The 19,024-nt window shown below is 40.8% G+C and carries 17 protein-coding genes; 2 read left to right on the top strand and 15 right to left on the bottom strand.

The window, feature by feature from the left end:
- Positions 1–1,440 precede the first annotated feature (1,440 nt).
- The 7 genes from BLO53_RS10685 to BLO53_RS10655 all read right to left on the bottom strand — a co-directional run bounded on the left by BLO53_RS10685 (position 1,441) and on the right by BLO53_RS10655 (position 10,663).
- Positions 1,441–2,634, bottom strand: a complete 1,194-nt coding sequence (locus BLO53_RS10685) for a polysaccharide biosynthesis C-terminal domain-containing protein (RefSeq protein ID WP_092061308.1) — start codon at positions 2,632–2,634, stop codon at positions 1,441–1,443.
- A gap of 104 nt (positions 2,635–2,738) precedes the next feature.
- Positions 2,739–4,277 carry a glycosyltransferase family 4 protein gene (locus BLO53_RS10680; RefSeq protein WP_092061306.1) on the bottom strand — a complete coding sequence of 513 codons (1,539 nt, stop codon included), beginning with the start codon at positions 4,275–4,277 and terminating at the stop codon, positions 2,739–2,741.
- A gap of 666 nt (positions 4,278–4,943) precedes the next feature.
- The gene (locus tag BLO53_RS10675; RefSeq protein ID WP_092061304.1) at positions 4,944–5,984 is read right to left on the bottom strand and encodes a polysaccharide biosynthesis protein; all 1,041 of its coding nucleotides are present in this window, start codon (positions 5,982–5,984) and stop codon (positions 4,944–4,946) included.
- Between the two features lie 188 nt (positions 5,985–6,172).
- Positions 6,173–7,630 (bottom strand): sugar transferase, encoded by a 1,458-nt coding sequence (locus BLO53_RS10670; protein ID WP_092061302.1) that lies wholly within the window; start codon positions 7,628–7,630, stop codon positions 6,173–6,175.
- A 32-nt stretch (positions 7,631–7,662) separates the two neighbouring features.
- A complete protein-coding gene (gene wecB / locus BLO53_RS10665) occupies positions 7,663–8,850 on the bottom strand; it encodes a non-hydrolyzing UDP-N-acetylglucosamine 2-epimerase (protein WP_026488600.1) in 1,188 nt (395 codons plus the stop codon).
- Positions 8,851–8,958: 108 nt separating this feature from the next.
- Positions 8,959–10,161, bottom strand: a complete 1,203-nt coding sequence (gene pseC, locus BLO53_RS10660) for a UDP-4-amino-4,6-dideoxy-N-acetyl-beta-L-altrosamine transaminase (RefSeq protein WP_092061300.1) — start codon at positions 10,159–10,161, stop codon at positions 8,959–8,961.
- A gap of 307 nt (positions 10,162–10,468) precedes the next feature.
- Positions 10,469–10,663 carry a DUF6465 family protein gene (locus tag BLO53_RS10655; RefSeq protein ID WP_051196877.1) on the bottom strand — a complete coding sequence of 65 codons (195 nt, stop codon included), beginning with the start codon at positions 10,661–10,663 and terminating at the stop codon, positions 10,469–10,471.
- 208 nt (positions 10,664–10,871) lie between these two features.
- Here BLO53_RS10655 and BLO53_RS19205 point away from each other — a divergent pair, with 208 nt between their 5' ends.
- Complete coding sequence (locus BLO53_RS19205; RefSeq protein WP_155833881.1) at positions 10,872–11,039, top strand: hypothetical protein; 168 nt, start codon at positions 10,872–10,874, stop codon at positions 11,037–11,039.
- 119 nt (positions 11,040–11,158) lie between these two features.
- Here BLO53_RS19205 and BLO53_RS10650 read toward each other — a convergent pair whose 3' ends face one another.
- On the bottom strand, positions 11,159–11,347 hold the full coding sequence (locus BLO53_RS10650; RefSeq protein WP_092061298.1) for a hypothetical protein: 189 nt from the start codon (positions 11,345–11,347) through the stop codon (positions 11,159–11,161).
- A 169-nt stretch (positions 11,348–11,516) separates the two neighbouring features.
- On the opposite strand from BLO53_RS10650, the gene BLO53_RS10645 reads away from it, so the two are divergent.
- Positions 11,517–12,767 carry a sensor histidine kinase gene (locus tag BLO53_RS10645; protein ID WP_092061296.1) on the top strand — a complete coding sequence of 417 codons (1,251 nt, stop codon included), beginning with the start codon at positions 11,517–11,519 and terminating at the stop codon, positions 12,765–12,767.
- A 110-nt stretch (positions 12,768–12,877) separates the two neighbouring features.
- Here the strand turns inward: BLO53_RS10645 and BLO53_RS10640 are convergent, their stop codons facing one another.
- From BLO53_RS10640 to BLO53_RS10610, 7 genes are all read right to left on the bottom strand, one after another.
- Complete coding sequence (locus tag BLO53_RS10640; RefSeq protein WP_092061294.1) at positions 12,878–13,615, bottom strand: lysophospholipid acyltransferase family protein; 738 nt, start codon at positions 13,613–13,615, stop codon at positions 12,878–12,880.
- A 19-nt stretch (positions 13,616–13,634) separates the two neighbouring features.
- Positions 13,635–14,672, bottom strand: a complete 1,038-nt coding sequence (locus BLO53_RS10635) for a 5'-3' exonuclease (protein ID WP_092061292.1) — start codon at positions 14,670–14,672, stop codon at positions 13,635–13,637.
- A 307-nt stretch (positions 14,673–14,979) separates the two neighbouring features.
- Entirely contained in the window at positions 14,980–16,230 is a 1,251-nt protein-coding gene (locus BLO53_RS10630; protein WP_092061291.1) for a helix-turn-helix domain-containing protein, read from the bottom strand.
- A gap of 124 nt (positions 16,231–16,354) precedes the next feature.
- Positions 16,355–16,735, bottom strand: coding sequence for a YwqH-like family protein (locus BLO53_RS10625; RefSeq protein WP_092061288.1), 381 nt, complete (start codon positions 16,733–16,735; stop codon positions 16,355–16,357).
- Complete coding sequence (locus BLO53_RS10620) at positions 16,732–17,031, bottom strand: hypothetical protein (RefSeq protein ID WP_092061286.1); 300 nt, start codon at positions 17,029–17,031, stop codon at positions 16,732–16,734. The genes BLO53_RS10625 and BLO53_RS10620 overlap by 4 nt, the downstream gene beginning before the upstream one ends.
- A gap of 200 nt (positions 17,032–17,231) precedes the next feature.
- Positions 17,232–18,020, bottom strand: a complete 789-nt coding sequence (locus BLO53_RS10615) for a hypothetical protein (protein WP_092061284.1) — start codon at positions 18,018–18,020, stop codon at positions 17,232–17,234.
- Between the two features lie 46 nt (positions 18,021–18,066).
- Positions 18,067–18,849, bottom strand: a complete 783-nt coding sequence (locus tag BLO53_RS10610) for a hypothetical protein (protein WP_092061282.1) — start codon at positions 18,847–18,849, stop codon at positions 18,067–18,069.
- Positions 18,850–19,024 lie beyond the last annotated feature (175 nt).

Genomic DNA, 19,024 nt, shown 5'->3' with positions numbered 1-19,024 from the left:
GAGGTCCATTGATGCATATCTGGCACTTTTCCTTTTCTTGCATGACTTTCTTGATCTACTGTCATGCAAGCTTTCTTACTTTGCTATTTTTGCATCATTCCCCTGACGTCAAGTGATGCATGCCCAGCACTTTTCCTTTTCTTGCATGACTTCACTCACCACAAGCAAGTTTTTAAGGGATTTTTAAGGTAACTACATTATATTATAAATATCGTGCGAGAAAACCCCTTCCGATGAAGTCGGTTGCGGGATGAATCGCCTTTACACGAACAGTTGTTCGTGATAGAATAAGTCAATCGGAACCTTGAAAACTGTATATATACGGTTGTGCCATGTATCTAACAAACCAAGAACCTATGGCACGTAAAATATACAAGGTGTTAGTTTCCATGCGCTACAAGCGCACTAATCAACATTTAAAGTATGCCGAAGGGTTTTACCCAACGGAGTAGTGGCACTGTGAACGTGCCTAACTATACCGCAAGGTATTTTAGAAACCATTTCCAATGTTGTCGGTGATGGTAGTTCATTCCTAGCCATAATTTTGATCTAAATGCTACCCGCATAGTTTTGTTAGACAATAATCCAACATTATCTATAAAGATAGAAAAATAGTCCATAAATAATAACATCTCTAAATATTCAGTCGACTTATTGCATAATTTAAAACTTAATTGCACGCTATTTAGTTAATATCAATATGGCTATTATGTCGTTTTTACATAATTGTTTTTATGTAAATTGCAACTTTGAGTACACTTCAAAAATCCCTATGTATACATGTATACAATTAAATCACACACCGCTCAAAGACAGAAATCGCCCATATAACGCGATAATACTGACCAATGGTCAGTATTTATCTTTCACCAGCAGAAGACTTTTCCGAAATATTATTATCGCTATTTTATCCATAAATATTCTCTAATATGTGAACGCTTTTTCAAATATTCTTCATATAACGCTCACATATTGTCCTTATTTTAAACACACTTTCCCATTATAGTATTCCGTGCGCTCGTCACTGACGTATAGTCACAAAGTTGCTTCATAGCTACGGTTCCACAAAGCTTAGCACAGAGCGGCTCAAAACTTCTATACTTCAGCCAAGGCATCATAATGCCACCTATCTTGGCACCAAGCTTTGGCTTTTGCGCCGCAAGGCGCTATCTACTTACATATAAAACGATATTTCAACAGAGTAGAAGACTTGTCTATCTTCCTACTCATCTGCAAGCCGCTTGTCAGCTGAGCTGACGTATTTCGTATCAGCGACTATGCAATTTTGCAGAAAGGCCAGCGGCATTACTCCTCCGCTGGCCTTTCAAAATGTGGAACTCCACAAATCAATTTTATTCTATTTTTTCCTTTAGTTATCCACAATCTAATTTTATTGCCAATCTAAAATACCGCTACAATTACCCTTTTTATTCAACAAAATCACTTGTTATCCACAATTTCCCTATAGGTTTCAGGTCTTTTCTCATCAAAAATCTCGTTTGCCCACATTACAGTCACCAGGTTTTCTGTCTGAGATAAGTTCACGATATTGTGTGTGTATCCAGGAAGCATTTGCACTGCCTGAAGTTTCTCACCTGACACCTCAAAATTGATGACAGGATATTCCTTGCCAGTTTCAGGATCTATGCCAAGCTTGCGCTCCTGAATGAGTGCCCTTCCGGAAACCACAATAAAAATCTCCCACTTAGAATTGTGCCAATGCTGCCCCTTTGTCACACCAGGCTTTGAAACGTTGATACTGATCTGGCCGCAACTCAAAGACTTTATAAGCTCAGAAAAATGTCCTCGGTCGTCCTGTGCCATCGGAATATCGTATTTCATCTTACTCTCTGGAAGATATGACAGATAGGTTGAATATAGTTTTTTTGCAAAAGAACCATCTGGAATATCCGGCATTATGAGCGTCCGGGGCATATCTTCAAATTTGTGCAAAAGCTCAACAATCTCGCCAAGCGTCGCCTTATGTGAAACCGGAACGAAGCAGTATCTGTCCGCATAATGCTCATGTCCTTCAAGCGCATCAAGCATTTCTTCAACAAGATCATCAATGTAAACCAGCTCCAGCTCTGTGCTAGGATCATTTACCTGAATTGGAAGATCGTTGGCAATATTGTTGCAAAATGTGGCAACCGCAGAGTTATAGTTGGGTCTGCACCACTTGCCGAAAAGATTCGGGAAGCGATAAACCAGGACCTTGGCGCCTGTCTCTTTTGCATAGTCAAAAAAGAGTTCTTCCCCAGCCAGCTTGGATTTTCCATATTCAGAATTTGCAAAACGGCCGGTTAATGAGGCCTGGATTGAAGATGACAACATAACAGGCGCTTTGTTACCACATTCTTTAAGCGTATCAAGAAGAGTACTGGAAAAACCAAAATTACCCTCCATGAATTCCTTGGGATCCTTTGGCCTGTTCACGCCCGCCAAATGGAACACGAAATCCGCTTCAAGACAGTAGTCTTTTAGCAGCATTGGATCAGTGTCCACATCGTACTCAAAAATCCCCTCTATCTGGAGGTTTGGCCTCGTTCTATTTTTTCCATCCCGAATATTCTTGAGATTTTCCACCAGGTTTCGTCCTACGAATCCCTTGGCTCCAGTTATAAGGACTTTCATTTCTTGCTCCCTTGCAATACGTGATTGTATTTATTTCTTAATATTTTTTATGTAATTGCTTATTTCTTTATCGCTTGCCACATATCTATGACCCGAGAAAAAAACTACTTTATCATTCCCAAAAGCAGCCGCTCCAGCTCAGTAAAATGCTGCTCTTCCATGAAATTCTCGCGGAAATACCTGCGGGCATTATCACCATATCGTGAAATGTCAGAACAAGCTTTCGCAAGATAAGCGCAAGTCTGGTCTTTACTTTGTATCTCTTTTGCAAACTTAGTGCCAATCTGACCTTCGCTTTGTATCTCTTTTGCGAACTTAGTACCAGTATGACCTTCGCTTTGTATCTCTTTTGCAAACTCCTGCAAAATCCGGCCATATGCCTCATGATCTCCAGCAGCAACACATTTTCCGCAGTTTGCTTCCTTAATAACTTCCATAGCTGCGCCATTGGCCGCGGCCAGAATTGGCTTGCCTGCTGCCATGTAGGTCTGAAGCTTGCCAGGAAGCGTATCTCCGATATGTGTGCTTCCATCAAGTGTCAGAACACAGGCATCCGCCTTATTGTAAAAAGAAATAGCTTCTTTAAAAGGCTTCGGTCCATAAAAAGTCACAATATCGTCAAGCCCTAAATCTTCTGCCATTTTCTTTATGTTATCAAACTCTGATCCACCCCCCACCATGTGAAGTGTCACGTCGTTTCTGCCCTTGAACACAGTCATTGCATTCATGAGGCAGTCAAGATTCTGGGCTTTTCCTATATTTCCTATGAAAAGAAAGTCAACGTGAGCAGTTTTTCCTGATGCTTCGCTATCCTGTACATTTCCAGCTCTTACTGATATTTCGCTATCTTGTACGTTTCGGGATCTAACAGGTGTTTCTTCATTCTGTGCGCTCCTAGCTTCATCAGGCTTGATTTTCCGAGTATCAAGTTCCAATAGCCCCACATCAGCGTACTGCGGCAAGTAGCTCATCTTGCTGCGTGGAATTCCATTTTTTTCCTCCATATATTGAAAAAAAGGTTTTGAAGATACCGCAATGTGATCGCACTGCTTGTAAATGCGCTTAGTCCAGGCATGTATCATCTTGTAGGGAAGCGTTCCCTCCTTGATACTCATGGCCTTTACGCACTCAGGCCATATGTCCATACAATACAAAAATAATGGCTTTTTGTATCTCTTTTTCAAAGCAATAGCAGGTACTGCCATGGTCACAGGTGAAACTTCCCATACATAGATAACGTCAAAGTCCGCATCACTAGCATTTCCCCAGACCTCAGTGTGCTTCCAGTCCTGAGTCTTGGCCCGAAGCCATCCATTAGCCACAAATGAAAGATAACTAAGGCTCCTCCAGATAGGTCCATGGCGCCTTGCAATCGTTGGAACGCGGTACACATCTGCTCCCTTGTAATTCTGGTGCCTGTTCCTTCCATGCTTGTACTCTTCCGGGATTCTCGTAGTTGTGTAATCCGGAAGTCCCGTCAGCACTGTTACCTTATGGCCTCTTTGTACAAGCTTTTCCACAATGTCATTGATTGCGTAAATATCAGGCCAAAAACACTCTGTAACTACCAAAATCCTGAGAGGCTTACCCTCAGTAGATAAATTCTTATTTCTTTTTCCTGACTCTTCCACGCAATCTTTCATCTATGTTCCTAAGCGGTGTCCTTGTTTTTTACTTTATATGTTTATCTCTAAATCTAAAGTTGGATTTCTGTATATCTGAATCTCTAGTTCTATATATCTATGGATTACTAGATATCTATGTCTCTAGTTCTATATTCCTATAAATCTCAAGATTTCTAGATATCTAGCTCTCTATTTCTCTGGAGTTCTATATTTCCAGTTTTCTAATTATTATTATTTGTTATTTATACAAAAATGCTAGATTACAGCTTTGCATATAATAGCTTTTTCATTGCTATCTTCATGCTCTTATACGAAATGCGCTTACCAATCTATTTGCATATAAGCCATTTCTACCTGTTCTTTGCTGGCTATTATACTCAACTACGCGATATAGCTATTTTCATATAATAGATTTGCTCAGCCCCTTGTGCTAGGTCTTATATGCAATCGTTAGTTTCCCCGATTTGCATATAACCCTCACAAATTTCCTCTGCAAATTTTCTTATACGAAACCACTAGTTTCCCACATTTGCATATAGCCCTTACAAATATCCTCTGCAAATGTCCTTATACGAAACCACTAGACTACCTGATTTGCATATAACCCTCACAAATTACCTCTGCAAATTCTCTTATACGAAACCACTAGATTTCCTGCATTGCATATAAAATCCGAAAAGCAAATCACTTACCAAGCTTCTTAAGTTCTTCCTGAACATAAGATGTTGTAAGGAGCTTCTTCACAGTGCCCTCAACATCAAGTCTTACAGTATTATGACTTGTGTAAGCCTCGTCAGCAGCGGTGTGCACCTCGCCCTGAACATAGAACTTGTCATAGTTAAGGTCTCTGGCATCAGCAACAACGCGGTAATAATCGCCCATATCCTCAGCACGAAGTCTCTCTTCCTTGGTAAGGAGAGTCTCGTAGAGTTTCTCACCATGACGAGAGCCGATAATCTTAGTCTCAGTCTCGCCAAAGAGCTGCTGAACAGCCTTAGCAAGATCTCCAATAGTAGAAGCATCCGCCTTCTGGATGAAAAGATCTCCAGGATTTCCATGAGTGAATGCGAACATAACAAGGTCAACGGCCTCATCAAGGTTCATCATGAATCTTGTCATGTTAGGATCTGTGATTGTAATAGGATGACCATTCTTTATCTGTTCAATGAACAGAGGAATAACAGAACCACGGGAACACATAACATTTCCGTATCTTGTGCAGTTAAGTATTGTTCCACACTCAGCAGCCATGCGGGCATTTGCATAAACAATGTGCTCCATCATGGCCTTTGAAATTCCCATTGAGTTGATAGGATAGGCTGCCTTATCAGTTGAAAGACAAATCACATGCTTAACTCCGTTCTCGATGGCCGCATGGATCAGGTTGTCTGTTCCTTCGATATTTGTGCGAACAGCTTCCATTGGGAAGAACTCACAGCTAGGAACTTCCTTGAGCGCTGCTGCATGGAAGATATAGTCAACACCTGGCATGCAGTCTCTAAGACTCTGGATGTTTCTCACATCTCCTATAAAGAATTTAACCTTGTTATAGTGCTCAGGATGGAAAGCCTGAAGCTCATGTCTCATATCATCCTGCTTTTTCTCATCTCTTGAAAAGATTCTGATCTCCTTGAGGTCACTATCAAGAAAGTGATCCAGTACGCAATGTCCGAAACTTCCTGTACCACCTGTTATCAGCAGTGTCTTGTCCTTAAATTCACTCATCTGTATTTCTCCTATCTTGCTATGATATTATTGCTATTTTGAAATCCTATTTTACATATAAAACACTAGAATTCCCACAATTTATATGTAAATTCCTTCCAGGCATTCATAAATCCACTGTTCTAGCCATATCTTCCAGCCAGGCATCCGCAGATCCACTGTTCTAGTCATAACTTCCAGCTGCGCTATCACGCATCCTTGCCCGCACCATCACCAGCGCCGGCTCCGGCGTCATGCATTTCCTGCACGCGCTCCTGAGTAAAGCCCTCAGTGCTCTCTTTCTGCACCAGGATTTTCACAGTTTCAAAGAGAATCTGCAGATCCAGCAGCAGCGAATAATTTGTTATATAGAAAAGATCCATCTTAAGCTTGTTAAGAGGGCTCGTATTATACTTACCAAAGACCTGGGCTGGGCCTGTAAGGCCGCCCTTAACCTTAAGTCTGTACTTGAACTCAGGAATCTCCTCGCAGTACTTCTGCACATGTTCAAGTCTCTCAGGCCTTGGTCCAACAATCGACATATCGCCCTTTAGGATGTTCAAAATCTGCGGAAGCTCATCAATTCTAGTAGCTCTGATGACGTTTCCAACCTTAGTAATCCTGGGATCCTTCTCCCCGGCGGGATGCGGGCGTCCGTCTTTCTCAGCGTCAACGATCATTGACCTGAACTTCAGGATACTGAACTCTTTGCCCCCCAGAGTTGCCCTTTCTTGGCGGAAAAAGACAGGTCCGCCGTCCTCAAGCTTGATGGCAAGCGCAGTAACAAGCAGTATCGGGCTTGTAAGCACCAGGCCTATCAAAGAGAAAACGATATCACAAGTTCTTTTTACAATTCTCTGAGAAAGGGAAAGTCCAGCATTTCGGCACAAATAAAGAGGTGTATCAAAAAGATTTATCTCCTCTGAGTTCTTGCCTATAATATCTGAAATCTTAGGAGTGAAGTACACCCTGATGTCTCTGCTAAAGCACTCTTTGAGGATGTCATTCTTGATCTCAGAAGGAATATCATTGATAAATACTGCATCGTAGGGCTCCATCATGCCATAAATCTTATCTAGCCCTTCGTTGATATCCACAATCTTCTCGATGTGGAACTTGTCAGGCCTTCCATTCATGAAGTGGAGCTTGTCGTACTCTTCCATGCTCAGCTCTCCGGCCACTCCAATCTTTCCAGCAGACCTTGAATCCCAGATTTCAAGCACTCTGTGAGCCTTGAAAAAGTGCCTGTACAAATCAACCATAGGAATAACCAAAAGGCACAAGACCACAGACTGTCCAAATGCCAGCAATACGTATCTCCACAGGAAATTCGGGAAGAACCTGAACTGACCCGTGATAGCGCAGGATACCAAAACCTCGATCGCATCCACAGAAAACAGCGTCAGGACCTGAGATGCCAGAAGATTGGCCTTTCTATCAACGCCAATCCTGAAGGCCTTAAGCGCTTTTCCCACAATGTGGTACAAAACAAAGTAGATGCCAGCTGCCATAAGCAGGTTACCTAATCCCATAAGGCTTCCCGTCTGGTTGTTGACCTTTACAAATCCACGCCACACCAGGAAAAAAGATATTGTGGCTAGTACGGACAGCAGCACCATGCACAACCATCTATATATGTACTTGTTCTTTATCCTAATCTGCCCCATTGCTCCCCCGTTATCAGTTACTACTCATATTTTCAGTTCTTTCTCCAAACCATCTTGTTGACAACCCCGGTAAAGCTCTGGATTATCTTCACAACCTTATCGGATACATTTTCATCTACGTAGTCTGGAACTGGAATTCCGAAGTCGCCGTTTTCGTTCATGGCAACCGCAGTATCAACCGCCTGGAGAAGGCTCTCCTGGCTAATTCCAGCAAGGATGAAGTTACCCTTATCCATAGCCTCAGGTCTCTCAGTGCTAGTCCTGATGCAGACAGCAGGGAATGGATTTCCTACTGATAAAAAGAAACTACTCTCCTCAGGAAGTGTTCCTGAATCAGAAACCACCGCGAAAGCATTCATCTGAAGGCAATTGTAGTCATGGAATCCAAGTGGCTCATGCTGGATAACTCTTTTATCAAGTTCAAATTCAGAAGCCTCAATTCTCTTTCTGCTCCTGGGGTGACAGGAATAGAGGATAGGCATGTCGTACTTTTCAGCCATTTTGTTGATTGCTGTAAAAAGAGATCTGAAGTTAGCATCTGTATCGATGTTCTCTTCTCTATGAGCTGACAACAAAATATACTTGTGAGGCTCGATATTTACGCCAGTTTCACGTGTGAGTCTTGCATGAACATCAGAAGCCTTGATCTTATCAAGATTGTCATGAAGAACCTCAGCCATAGGAGATCCTGTCACAAAAGTTCTCTCCTTGGGAAGTCCGCAATCTGCAAGGTACCTTCTGGCATGCTCAGAATAAGCCATGTTAACATCCGAGATAATATCCACAATCCTGCGGTTTGTCTCCTCAGGAAGGCACTCGTCCTTGCAACGGTTTCCAGCTTCCATGTGGAAAATAGGAATATGAAGGCGCTTAGCTCCTATAACTGACAGGCAGCTATTGGTATCGCCCAGAACAAGCACTGCATCAGGCTCTATCTCCACCATCAGCTTGTAGCTCTTATCAATGATATTTCCCATGGTTGCACCAAGGTCCTCGCCTACTGCATCCAGGTAAACCTCCGGCTCATCAAGCTCAAGGTCCTTGAAGAAGACGCCATTTAAGTTGTAGTCGTAGTTCTGACCTGTATGGGCCAGCACCACATCAAAATACTTCCTGCACTTTTTTATAACTGCTGAAAGCCTTATGATTTCTGGCCTTGTTCCTACTATGATAAGGAGCTTTAATCTTCCGTTGTTCTTAAAACCTTTGAATTCTGACATTTCTTTTTATTGTCCCTTTTCTCGAATTTGTTCCAAATCAAATTAGCATATAAAAAATGGCCTTAATCACCTTTTATAGGTAAAAACCAAATACGAAAGCCATCTTTCTTACTTTCTGTACCAGTCAACAACCTTCTTGACTGCAGCGATTGAAGTCTGAACATCCTCATCTGTAAGCATAGGATAAAGAGGAATACTCATGATTCCCTTGTAAATCTTCTCAGCCACAGGGCAAAGACCTCTCTTGTAGCCCATGTTCTCGTAGAATGGGAACCAGTAAACAGGCACATAGTGCACCTGACACTGCACATTTTCAGCACTCATAGCGTCAAAGAACTCACGACGAGTGCAGGTAAGCTTATCAAGATCAAGCTGAATAATATATAAATGTCTTGTAGTATCTGACTCTGGAATCTCTTTCTGCACGATGATCTCAGGCACATCCGCAAAAGCTTCATTGTACATCTTCACAATCTCTTTTCTCCTGTTAGAGAACTGATCAAGCTTGTGGAGCTGACTTATCAAAAGAGCTGCCTGGAAATCAGTCATTCTATAGTTAAAGCCAAGAGTCTGCATCTCGTAATACCAGATTCCCTCTGGGTTCTTCTCAACAAAGTCATCAGGATTACGAACAATTCCGTGCTGGCTAGCAAGACGAAGCTTCTTGTAAAGCACAGGATCATTGGTTGTGATCGCACCGCCCTCTCCAGAAGTAATTGTCTTAACTGGGTGGAAGCTAAAGCAGGTCATATCTGCAATAGAGCCCTCTGGCTGACCCTTATATTTTGTTCCGATAGCGTGAGCAGCATCGCAGATGTATGTGAGGTTGTGCTTCTTACAGATCTCTTTTATCCTGTCATGCTCAACAGCCTGGCCTGTGAAATCTACCGCAACAACAGCCTTGGTGTGCTCTGTGATATGAGCCTCGATGCTCTCTGGATCAATGTTGTAGGTCTCTGGGTTAACATCAGCAAAAACTGGTCTTGCTCCAACGTAAATTGCACAGTTTGCAGAAGCAGCAAATGTAAGAGGTGTTGTGATAACTTCGTCCCCCTCTCCAAGTCCTGCTGCAATTGCTGCGCAGTGAAGAGCTGCAGTACCGTTGCAGACAACTACTGCATATTTAGCTCCTGTTACTTCACATATCTTTTTCTCAACAGCGTCAACAGAAGGTCCGCAAGTGATAAGGTCTCCCTTAAGTACAGAAGCAATTGCCTGCACATCATCATCCTGGATCCACTGACGTCCGTAATAAATCTTCTTCTCTCTAACTGGCTTTCCGCCATGTATCGCAAGTTTTTCTTTTTCCATTTTATATATCCTTCTTTCTAAAACACGCACTCCGACACTCTATTATACCATGTAAGTCAACTAAGCAAAAATCATGAAATTATGGGGCCTCGATAATACCTCGGCAAGTGCTCTACATAAAAGGAAACATCTGCTGCACTAAATTCGACATTACCTCATTAAGTGCACAGATGTGGTTCGCACTAGCCTCGATAATACCTCGGCAAGTGCTCTACACAAAAGAAGAGTGAAGAAAAACCTCGTTTCTCTCCACTCTCCTAATCGTCGTCTTAAATTATTGCACTAGCAAGCTTTCCCAAAAATCAGATCAAAGATCAAAGTTGCCTGTGACATCATTGTTAACAACGTAATAAGCCTTGTTTTCTTCTGGCTTTACATAGATATCAAGGTTCTTGATGTCCTTTTTACCGTATGCTTTCTTAGCCATTGAAACAAGCTGCTCTTCGTTTATTGCCTTATCGCCGAACTGAAGCTCGATCTTAGCATTAACCTTAGCTGCCATTTCGTTTTCCTCCTCATGCTAAAAAATATTTGGATATATTATAACTCTTTTACGATAAAAGTGTGAATATATATTTCAAAAACAGTTAAAATATTGACTTTTTACTCTTCTCATACAAGTTGTCTGTCTATTATAATGAGGGTAGCAAAAGGAATTAACTGCACAGTCCTTGGATCAAGGCAAGTGCATCGCTCACGGAGGTGCCCATATGACAGATAAAAAACGCGGTGTTTCTCCCAAAAAGAGTTCTAAATTCCCAAGACTTCAAGCTATCAGAGTTGGCGAGTTTAAGCCCAGCCTTCAGACTCTCAGCAGTACTGATTGTGGCATTGATATCTCTGGCATAGCTTTTGAAGGTCTCAAAAAATGGAAATAAAACTAAATATCTTTTAACATGAAATTGTTTTCTACGTGAAATTTATAAGGCGGTTGTGGGATCATATATCTCACAACCGCCGATTTTGTGCAACAAGATTTCAAATATCTGACAACATTTCACTTCATACTACAACTCACAAACAGGCACGCTGCCGCCATTACAACCAGCACGATAGACAAGATCCGCATCCAGGCGTTCGTCTCCGGCTCCTCTACCTCTTTTTCCTTCTTAAGAGTTGCATATGTAAAAAGAACTACCCCTGCAATAAAGATTACTGCTGCGTAAATAAGAAGAATCCTGCTCATAGCCCCTCCAAACATACGAAATTTCATGATATTATTATATCATGATATAGGTGACATAATTCATAATGATTACATGCTTGCATGTTATGCATTTTTACTTCATGACCCTAACAAATATGAGGAATAAGCAATTTACTTTGTAAATTTGCGATTTCCCCCGGAGGCCTCCATGCACATAAAATTCTCCATTTTCGAAATCAACACTAAATTCCGCTACAATCTGGCACAGCTGGTAGAATTTGAAAACTCCACAGACGTCAAGAAGCAAAAGTGCAGAACTGCCTACATTCTGCTGCTTGGCTTTATTACCTATAGCGTTCTTGCAACGCTTTTTGCCACTGGCGGTTATGAGCACGGCAAAGTAACAAACCTCTGCATCGCCCTATTATTCGGCATTCTCGCCCACATCACCAGAAGAACGCAGGATCACATCTTTGCCAGTATCGTCGGCTCTTTTGGCATCAGCGCGATTCTCTTTTTCCATTTCATAACTGAAGTTGACTGGACCATCGGAATGGACGCCTTCTGGCTCTTTATCCTGATCACGCCCTTTATCACCAACTACCTCTCAGGCGTAGTCTACGGCTCCATCAGCGCTCTCAGTGGCTTATTTCTCAGTCTCATTTTATTTCACACTGACATGAAATATTTCCTGCAGCCCTACGGCCAGAACATGCTGGACTGGTTCTCCGTGATCTACATCGTAGCCATGATTGCTGCTGCCTTCATGGAATACGAGCTCACCTGCTATCAGATTGAGAAAAAGATATCCGATGAAAAGATAACTTACTTCCAGATTGAAAGAAATCAGCGCCTCAGGGAGCAGCTTTCAATCTACGAAAATAATGAGAGTACTATTCGAAAATACAAACATGATATAAGGCATTTCAACAGGGTTCTTGCGGGATTTATCCAGAATAACGAATATGATAAGGCAAAAGAATATCTGAAAGAATTGGACTCTATGTTAGAGCAGGTAACCGCTGTGTCCTTCTGTGACAATAAGATTGTTAATGAGCTTCTGACAATTTATGTATCACGCTGCCAAAAGCTTGGTTTCAAACTAAGAGCCAAAGCTGTTGTCCCAGAGCGCTTCCCAATGGAAGAACTAGAGCTAACAAGTCTTGTGGCTAACATTCTTGAGAATGCACTTGAAGCCCAGGAGAAATCTCCTAAGGAAAAGAGATTCATCCAGATCGAAATTATCTATGACGGACGAAAACTTAAACTGCAGTCAAAGAACTACTGCCCCAGCGCTTTATCTTTTAACAAAGAAGGACTTCCCATCAGCACCAAGACTATACAAAGCGGCATAGGCACTACTCAGATTCGCTCCATCGCTCAGAAATACAGCGGCTTTGCCTCCTTTACCCAGGAAGGTGATGTCCTCATCGTCAAAGCTGCCATGACCTGTCAGTGATACCTGTCATCTATATGCACAAAAGACCCTTGCACGCACTAGTATGCAAGGGTCTTTTCTCGTAAACATATCAACAAAATTTCCATGTCTATAGTTCAACAGTCATACTGTCAATTTTGCTCACCTCGGTGACTTTCAAGATGCTCTGCAATCTTGGCCTTAATCCTGCCCTCCACGATCTGAGCAATTTCCATGGTCTTAAGGTCCTTGTACTCCTCATAGTAGATTGGATCCAGATAGTAAACATAGGTGGTTACTGACCCGCAGACGTCGCTGTTATAAACCTTGTAGGAATCAACCAGCGCAACTGGAACAATCGGAGTCTTGGACATCTGTGCCAGCTTGAAGCTTCCTGGCTTGAACTGTTCCACGATATTTCGGTTATTTTCCTTGTAACCGCCCTCTGGGAAAAGAATGTACTTCCTGCCATCCTTTAGCTCCTGAGCAATTTCCTGGAAAACCCTTATAGTCTGCCTTGGATTGTCCATCTCAAGACGCTTTCCCTGCACCAGCTCCAAAAACTCATTGACCAAAATGATATGAGATCTCTTTTCATCCATGACAAAGGTCAGGGGCTTTTCGTGTGTATTGAAGATTCCAAGCACATCATACTTGCCCTGATGGTTGGGATACAGCATATATCCGCCTTCCCTGGGCAGATTCTCCTGGCCGTAAGCAATTGTCTTGTAGCCTGAAGACTTATTCATCTTGGTAACCATCTCATTGGCCAGTGCATAGCGCTCTTCCTCGCTGTGCCTGTCAATATGACGTATCCATATTCGAGCCTTTAAGACGTAAAAAATTATTCTAAAAATATTAATTATTATTGTACGGTAGTAATTACGCATTGATCCTCACTATATTAACTCAAAGTTTCTCAACGAGAGACTTAAAGCCATACTCTAAAAATAACTCTTTGGCTCTATCCTTATTGATATTAATACGGAAGTCCTCAAGACTCTTGCCCGTATCGTAATCTCTGCGGATCTGCGCCAGATCTTTTGACAAAAGAGCTTCATCCCTGTGCTCAGTAAGTGCCTTCAAGGGGCTTCTGCTGATTCCAAGGTCGTCCTTCCAATGGACGCCAAGAGCCTTAAGTGCCTTGGCATCTCCGCCGCAGGCATCAATAGCCTCATAAACCTTCTCAACAGTTCCATACTCAGCCAAAAGAGGTATTGCAGCACTGCTAACTCCCTTAACGCCAGGAATATTGTCGCTTGTATCGCCCTGAATTCCCTTAAGGTCAGGAATCTGCTGTGGCCAAACGCCATACTCCTTGTAGCACAGAGGAGGTGTCACCTCAAAAGCCTTGTCCGGAATTGCCACAAGCTTACTGTTCCAGCCATACTCAGCCCCATACTTATTCTGAAGCTCATCTGCTGTCTCCTGCTTGGTCTGGATCAGCCACACTCTTGTGTAGTCGCTTACAAGCTGCAAATAATCGTGGTCCTTGGTAATAATATAAGAAGGAATCTCTTTTTCAAACTTGGTAACAACGCTGCCTACAATGTCATCTGCCTCATATCTGTTATCAAAAAAGACCTGCAGCCCCATCTCAGAGAGCATCTTCTCCATATTTCCAAACTGCTCCTTCAAAGGCTCCGGAGTCTCCCCACGGTTTCCCTTATAATCAGGATATTTCTCCCTGCGGAAGGTATCCCTTGTAGCATCGAAGGCAAACATCATATGTGTAGGCTTCTGCTCAGCAATTATCTTGAGAATTGTTCTCATCATGCCGTACATGGCATTGGTATACTGCCCCTTATCGTTGTGCAGGATTTGAGAATAGAGCTTCTCCTTTTTCTCAGGATCCTTTTCAAACAAAAGAGCTTTCGGAAGATTGCCATAGTAATTTGTAACCAGCATTGAACTTCCATCTATTAAAATAAATTTCTCGTTAGCCATTTGATTCTCCAATACTTGTAGAATTGCAAGAGTTTCGAAGAAACGATGCAATTCGTATATCATATGATGTAGGTGCAAAAAGCATTGTGCACAAAGAGTATTATATCGTAAAAGGTTTTTTTTGAAAATGCTATAAAAATCTCTTGCAAAACTTGTTAGCCTATGCTAATATCATTTTGTTAGCAAAAGCTAACAGATAGTAAAACGTCAATGCCAAGGCGTTATTACACGTGACATACATAGTCATAAGAAATCTCCTACCTAGAAACAGGTGCATCTTGCCAATGCACCTGTTTTTCTTATTTCTTCATCTCAAATTCAACTCTACCCTCTCAAGGATCTGCGGAATCGCCCTTACAGAGTTGACCTTATATCTCTCGCGCAGCGTATCTAGCAATTCCTGCTTGTCTGAATCCAACAAATCCAATGATCCACAATAGATGCAGAGCGCGGAATCTGCAATCTGCTTGCCACTAAGCGTATTCTGAATGATCAGACTATCGATCATTATTGATATATTGGAAAAAATATCATTTCCAAAAGAAGTAAATGAAAGCTGCTGCGTAGAAGAAAACACCTCTATCTGGCTGAAATCTATATCTGATGTGTACAAATCCTCAAGATATCTATTAGCTACATCAATAATTGCATTGTTGATATAAACGTAGCGAACCAAGAATCCGTCCTCATCATATCTACTGGCTGGAACATTTATAGGAATTGTAGCAACGCCTCTTGTAATAAAAAGATTAATTGTGTAATTCTCCGTTCCTATCACATGGCTTCCAATAGAATCTGCAAACACGTATACATAGCTCATGTTATCGATAAAAGAGCTCCGTCTGGCGATTCCTCTATTATTACTCTCATGGAAAGATACTACTACCTCTTCACCCTTGGTAGCATCAACCTTAATGTACAAAGAAATCCGATAACATTCATCCAAGATACAGATAGCATTTTCAAATTTCTCCTGAGATTTTATCTCTGAGATCATAAACGGCTGAATGCTGGCCAGATACTTCTTAACATATTCAAGCTTATCAATGCCTATATAATCAAGATACTTGAAAAGATGCAGATTTAACTTAGAAGCATGCTGCGTTTCATCCAAAGTTATCCTTCCAAGTTTCGCAAGCTTACGAAGCCTTCTGGCTAGCACCTTCTGCTGAAGGAGTTCCGTATCAGATGCAGTAGTTTTCTCCTCTTTGTCCGTATCATTTGGCAATTCCGGTTTATAAATCTGCTCAAAATACGCAAGCACTCTCCTCTTGTGCCCATCATCCAGCGCTCTATATCTCTCTATCAGCAGCTTCTCTTTATCATCAAGCACATAGTCAGCTGGGTGATCATCCGAAATTAAATCATCTGAAATTAGATCATACAAACTAATTCCCAGTACTCTACTGATAATCAGCACCTTGTCTATTCCAGGGACTTTCCCTTTCCTCTTCCAGTCACAAATAGTACTCTCAGAAATTCCCGATTTCTTCGACAATTCCTTCTGCGTTATGCCTCTTTCCTCGAGTATCTTGAACAACCTTTCATTAAAATTCATACTACTACCCTCATTAACCAGCTCAAGAAAATCAAAATCCGCTATAGCGAATAGTTCTTTTTCTAAACTATAATACGCTATAGCGGATTTGTCAATTTATCATAAATTACGCCACTTTACAAACCTATACACTCACATCTGCAAATTCAGACATCTGGCTCTCCAGTTCGCATATTCTACCCTTACAGTCATTTATCATAGCCCTTAGCCGCCCCACAGCAACATATATCGAGTTTATAAAATTCTCTGTTTGCATTGAAAATGTCAAAATTGTCCTAGAAATATAATCCTTATTATCCTGCATTTCAAGATTCAGATTCCCAAGCCATTGGTCACCCTTAGTCGTATCATATGCTCTAATTTCACTGGAAACATCTTCAACTCTTTGCAGTTCTCCCACTATGTAATCCCGTACCTCTAATAGCTCAGAAATATTATCCTCATATTCAGAAATCTGATTATTGAGAGAACAAATCTCACCCTGTATCTCGTCGATTCTACTCACCGCATTTCTCCTCTAAACTTGATACTTCTAGCCCCCGCCTCGTCTATTGCTATGAATGAATCTCTCGCAGTTAAAAGAGCTTTTGGCAAAACCTCTGCAGTATGAACATTATGATCTTTCATCAGTTCATACAACCTCTCTATATCTTCATGCAGCAAAAAAGTTATTTCCGTCCCTTCCGTCAACTCTCCAGGCAAAGGTTCAATATCCGGTAGTACACAGCTTTCAGCTGATGTCCCGATAGAGTCAGTGATACTGGTGTATACAGTTGTATCCATTAAAATTTTACCGTTCATATTCTAAAATCCTTTTCATAACCACAATTAATTCCATGTTCCTTGCGAAGATACTTTATTCCCTTTTCCTCTAAAACTGAGCCTATTATTTCTTTTATTTTTCTGGTTCTGTTCATTATCTGAACCTAATGTTTCCGTGCATCTTTATTATTTCTTTTTCTGATAAATCATTTTGAGGAGCTATAATTATTTCTATGACATTACTTACATATTTTCATTGTCGCAGACATCCTAGTTTGTCTCCAAACAATTTTTTCAGATCTATCGCCATTCTTATGATACCTTAACCAGGCCTGGACAATTACATAAATTGGCCATATATTGAATATCTCCTTTTCTAGTTTAATTTCAACTCTATACGAATCAAAAACCAACTCCCCATTGCCTTGAAATCTTATAATCACTTCTGTCAATACAGCTGCCATTCCCAATAGAAATTCATTGACTTCTTCAACTTTTTCTGGAGTTTCCTCAGCTTCACGATTTTCAAACAGGATATCATCTATATGTCTCAGTTGATCTTCAGCAGTTCCATTGCCTAAAACATGATAAATATCATCATATTTTTTTGCTAGTTCTCGCCAATGCTGTTTAAAATATTGCTTTCTTTCGGGTGTTTCAAAAGAATCAGGCTTTTCTGTTAACATATCCTCTAGCAAATCAAATCCATAATCCTTGATAAAAGAAGCAAAGAAATTCAAAACCTTGATGAATTCTTCATCTGTTTCTGCTGGCCAATATTCTTTATCTTTGTACTTTTCAAGAATATTCCCTATTTCTTTCACACCGTTTCCTCTGGCTGAAGTCCAAAAGGATATTTTATATTCTTTATCATATTGGTTGTGTTGCTGGATAATGACATTCTGTACAACTTCACCTACTTTTCTTTCAAAATTCCATACTATTCCATGTTCCTTACGAAGATACTTTATTCCTCTTTCTTCTAAAACTGAGCCTATAATTTCCTTTATTTTTCTGGTTCTGTTCATTATCTACACCTAATGTTTCCGTGCATCTTCTTATCAGATAATTAGTTTACAATTTTAGAATTGCTACATTTCTAGCCATGCTCCATACCATCAACTCGCTTTTATCGTTATCCAAATGGTATGTCATCCAAGCTTGAACCACTATATCGATAGGGCAAATATTAAATATATCTGTCCTTAGTCTCAATTCAACCCTATACTCATCAAAATCCAATTCCCCATGGCCTTGAAAATTAATAATAACCTTGCATAATATCGCAGCCATCCCTAATAAAAAATCATATTTTCTTTCTACCTCTTCTGGAGTTTCCTCAGCTTCACGATTTTCAAATAGGATATCATCTATATGTCTCAGTTGATCTTCAGCAGTTCCATTGCCTAAAACATGATAAATATCATCATATTTTTTTGCTAGTTCTCGCCAATGCTGTTTAAAATATTGCTTTCTTTCGGGTGTTTCAAAAGAATCAGGCTTTTCCGTTAGCATATCCTCTAGCAAATCAAATCCATAATTCTTGATAAAAGAAGCAAAGAAATTCAAAACCTCGATGAATTCTTCATCTGTTTCCGCTAGCCAATATTCTTTATCTTTGTACTCCGCAAGAACACTCCCTATTTCTTTCACACCGTTTCCTCTGGCTGAAGTCCAAAAGGATATTTTATATTCTTTATCATATTGGTTGTGTTGCTGGATAATGACATTTTGTACAACTTCGCCTACTTTTCTTTCAAAATTCCATACTATTCCATGTTCCTTACGAAGATACTTTATTCCCTTTTCCTCTAAAACTGAGCCTATTATTTCCTTAATTTTCCTGGTCTTATCCATATTTTTCCATCTGTCACGTCATACTGTTTATTTCATCTACTATCTTTGATACATCCTCAAACTTATAGCTATTGGGCAGAAGTCCAAAACATGAGCTTATACTCGTTGTCAAGAAGTGTATGCTGTTGAATATATAACTCTTGTTTAACATCACCAACTTTTCTTCCAAAAGTCC

Source organism: Butyrivibrio sp. INlla14 (assembly GCF_900102515.1).
Taxonomy (GTDB): domain Bacteria; phylum Bacillota; class Clostridia; order Lachnospirales; family Lachnospiraceae; genus Butyrivibrio.
The sequence above is the reverse complement of the archived record's forward strand: the minus strand, read 5'-3'. Positions and strand labels throughout refer to the sequence as shown.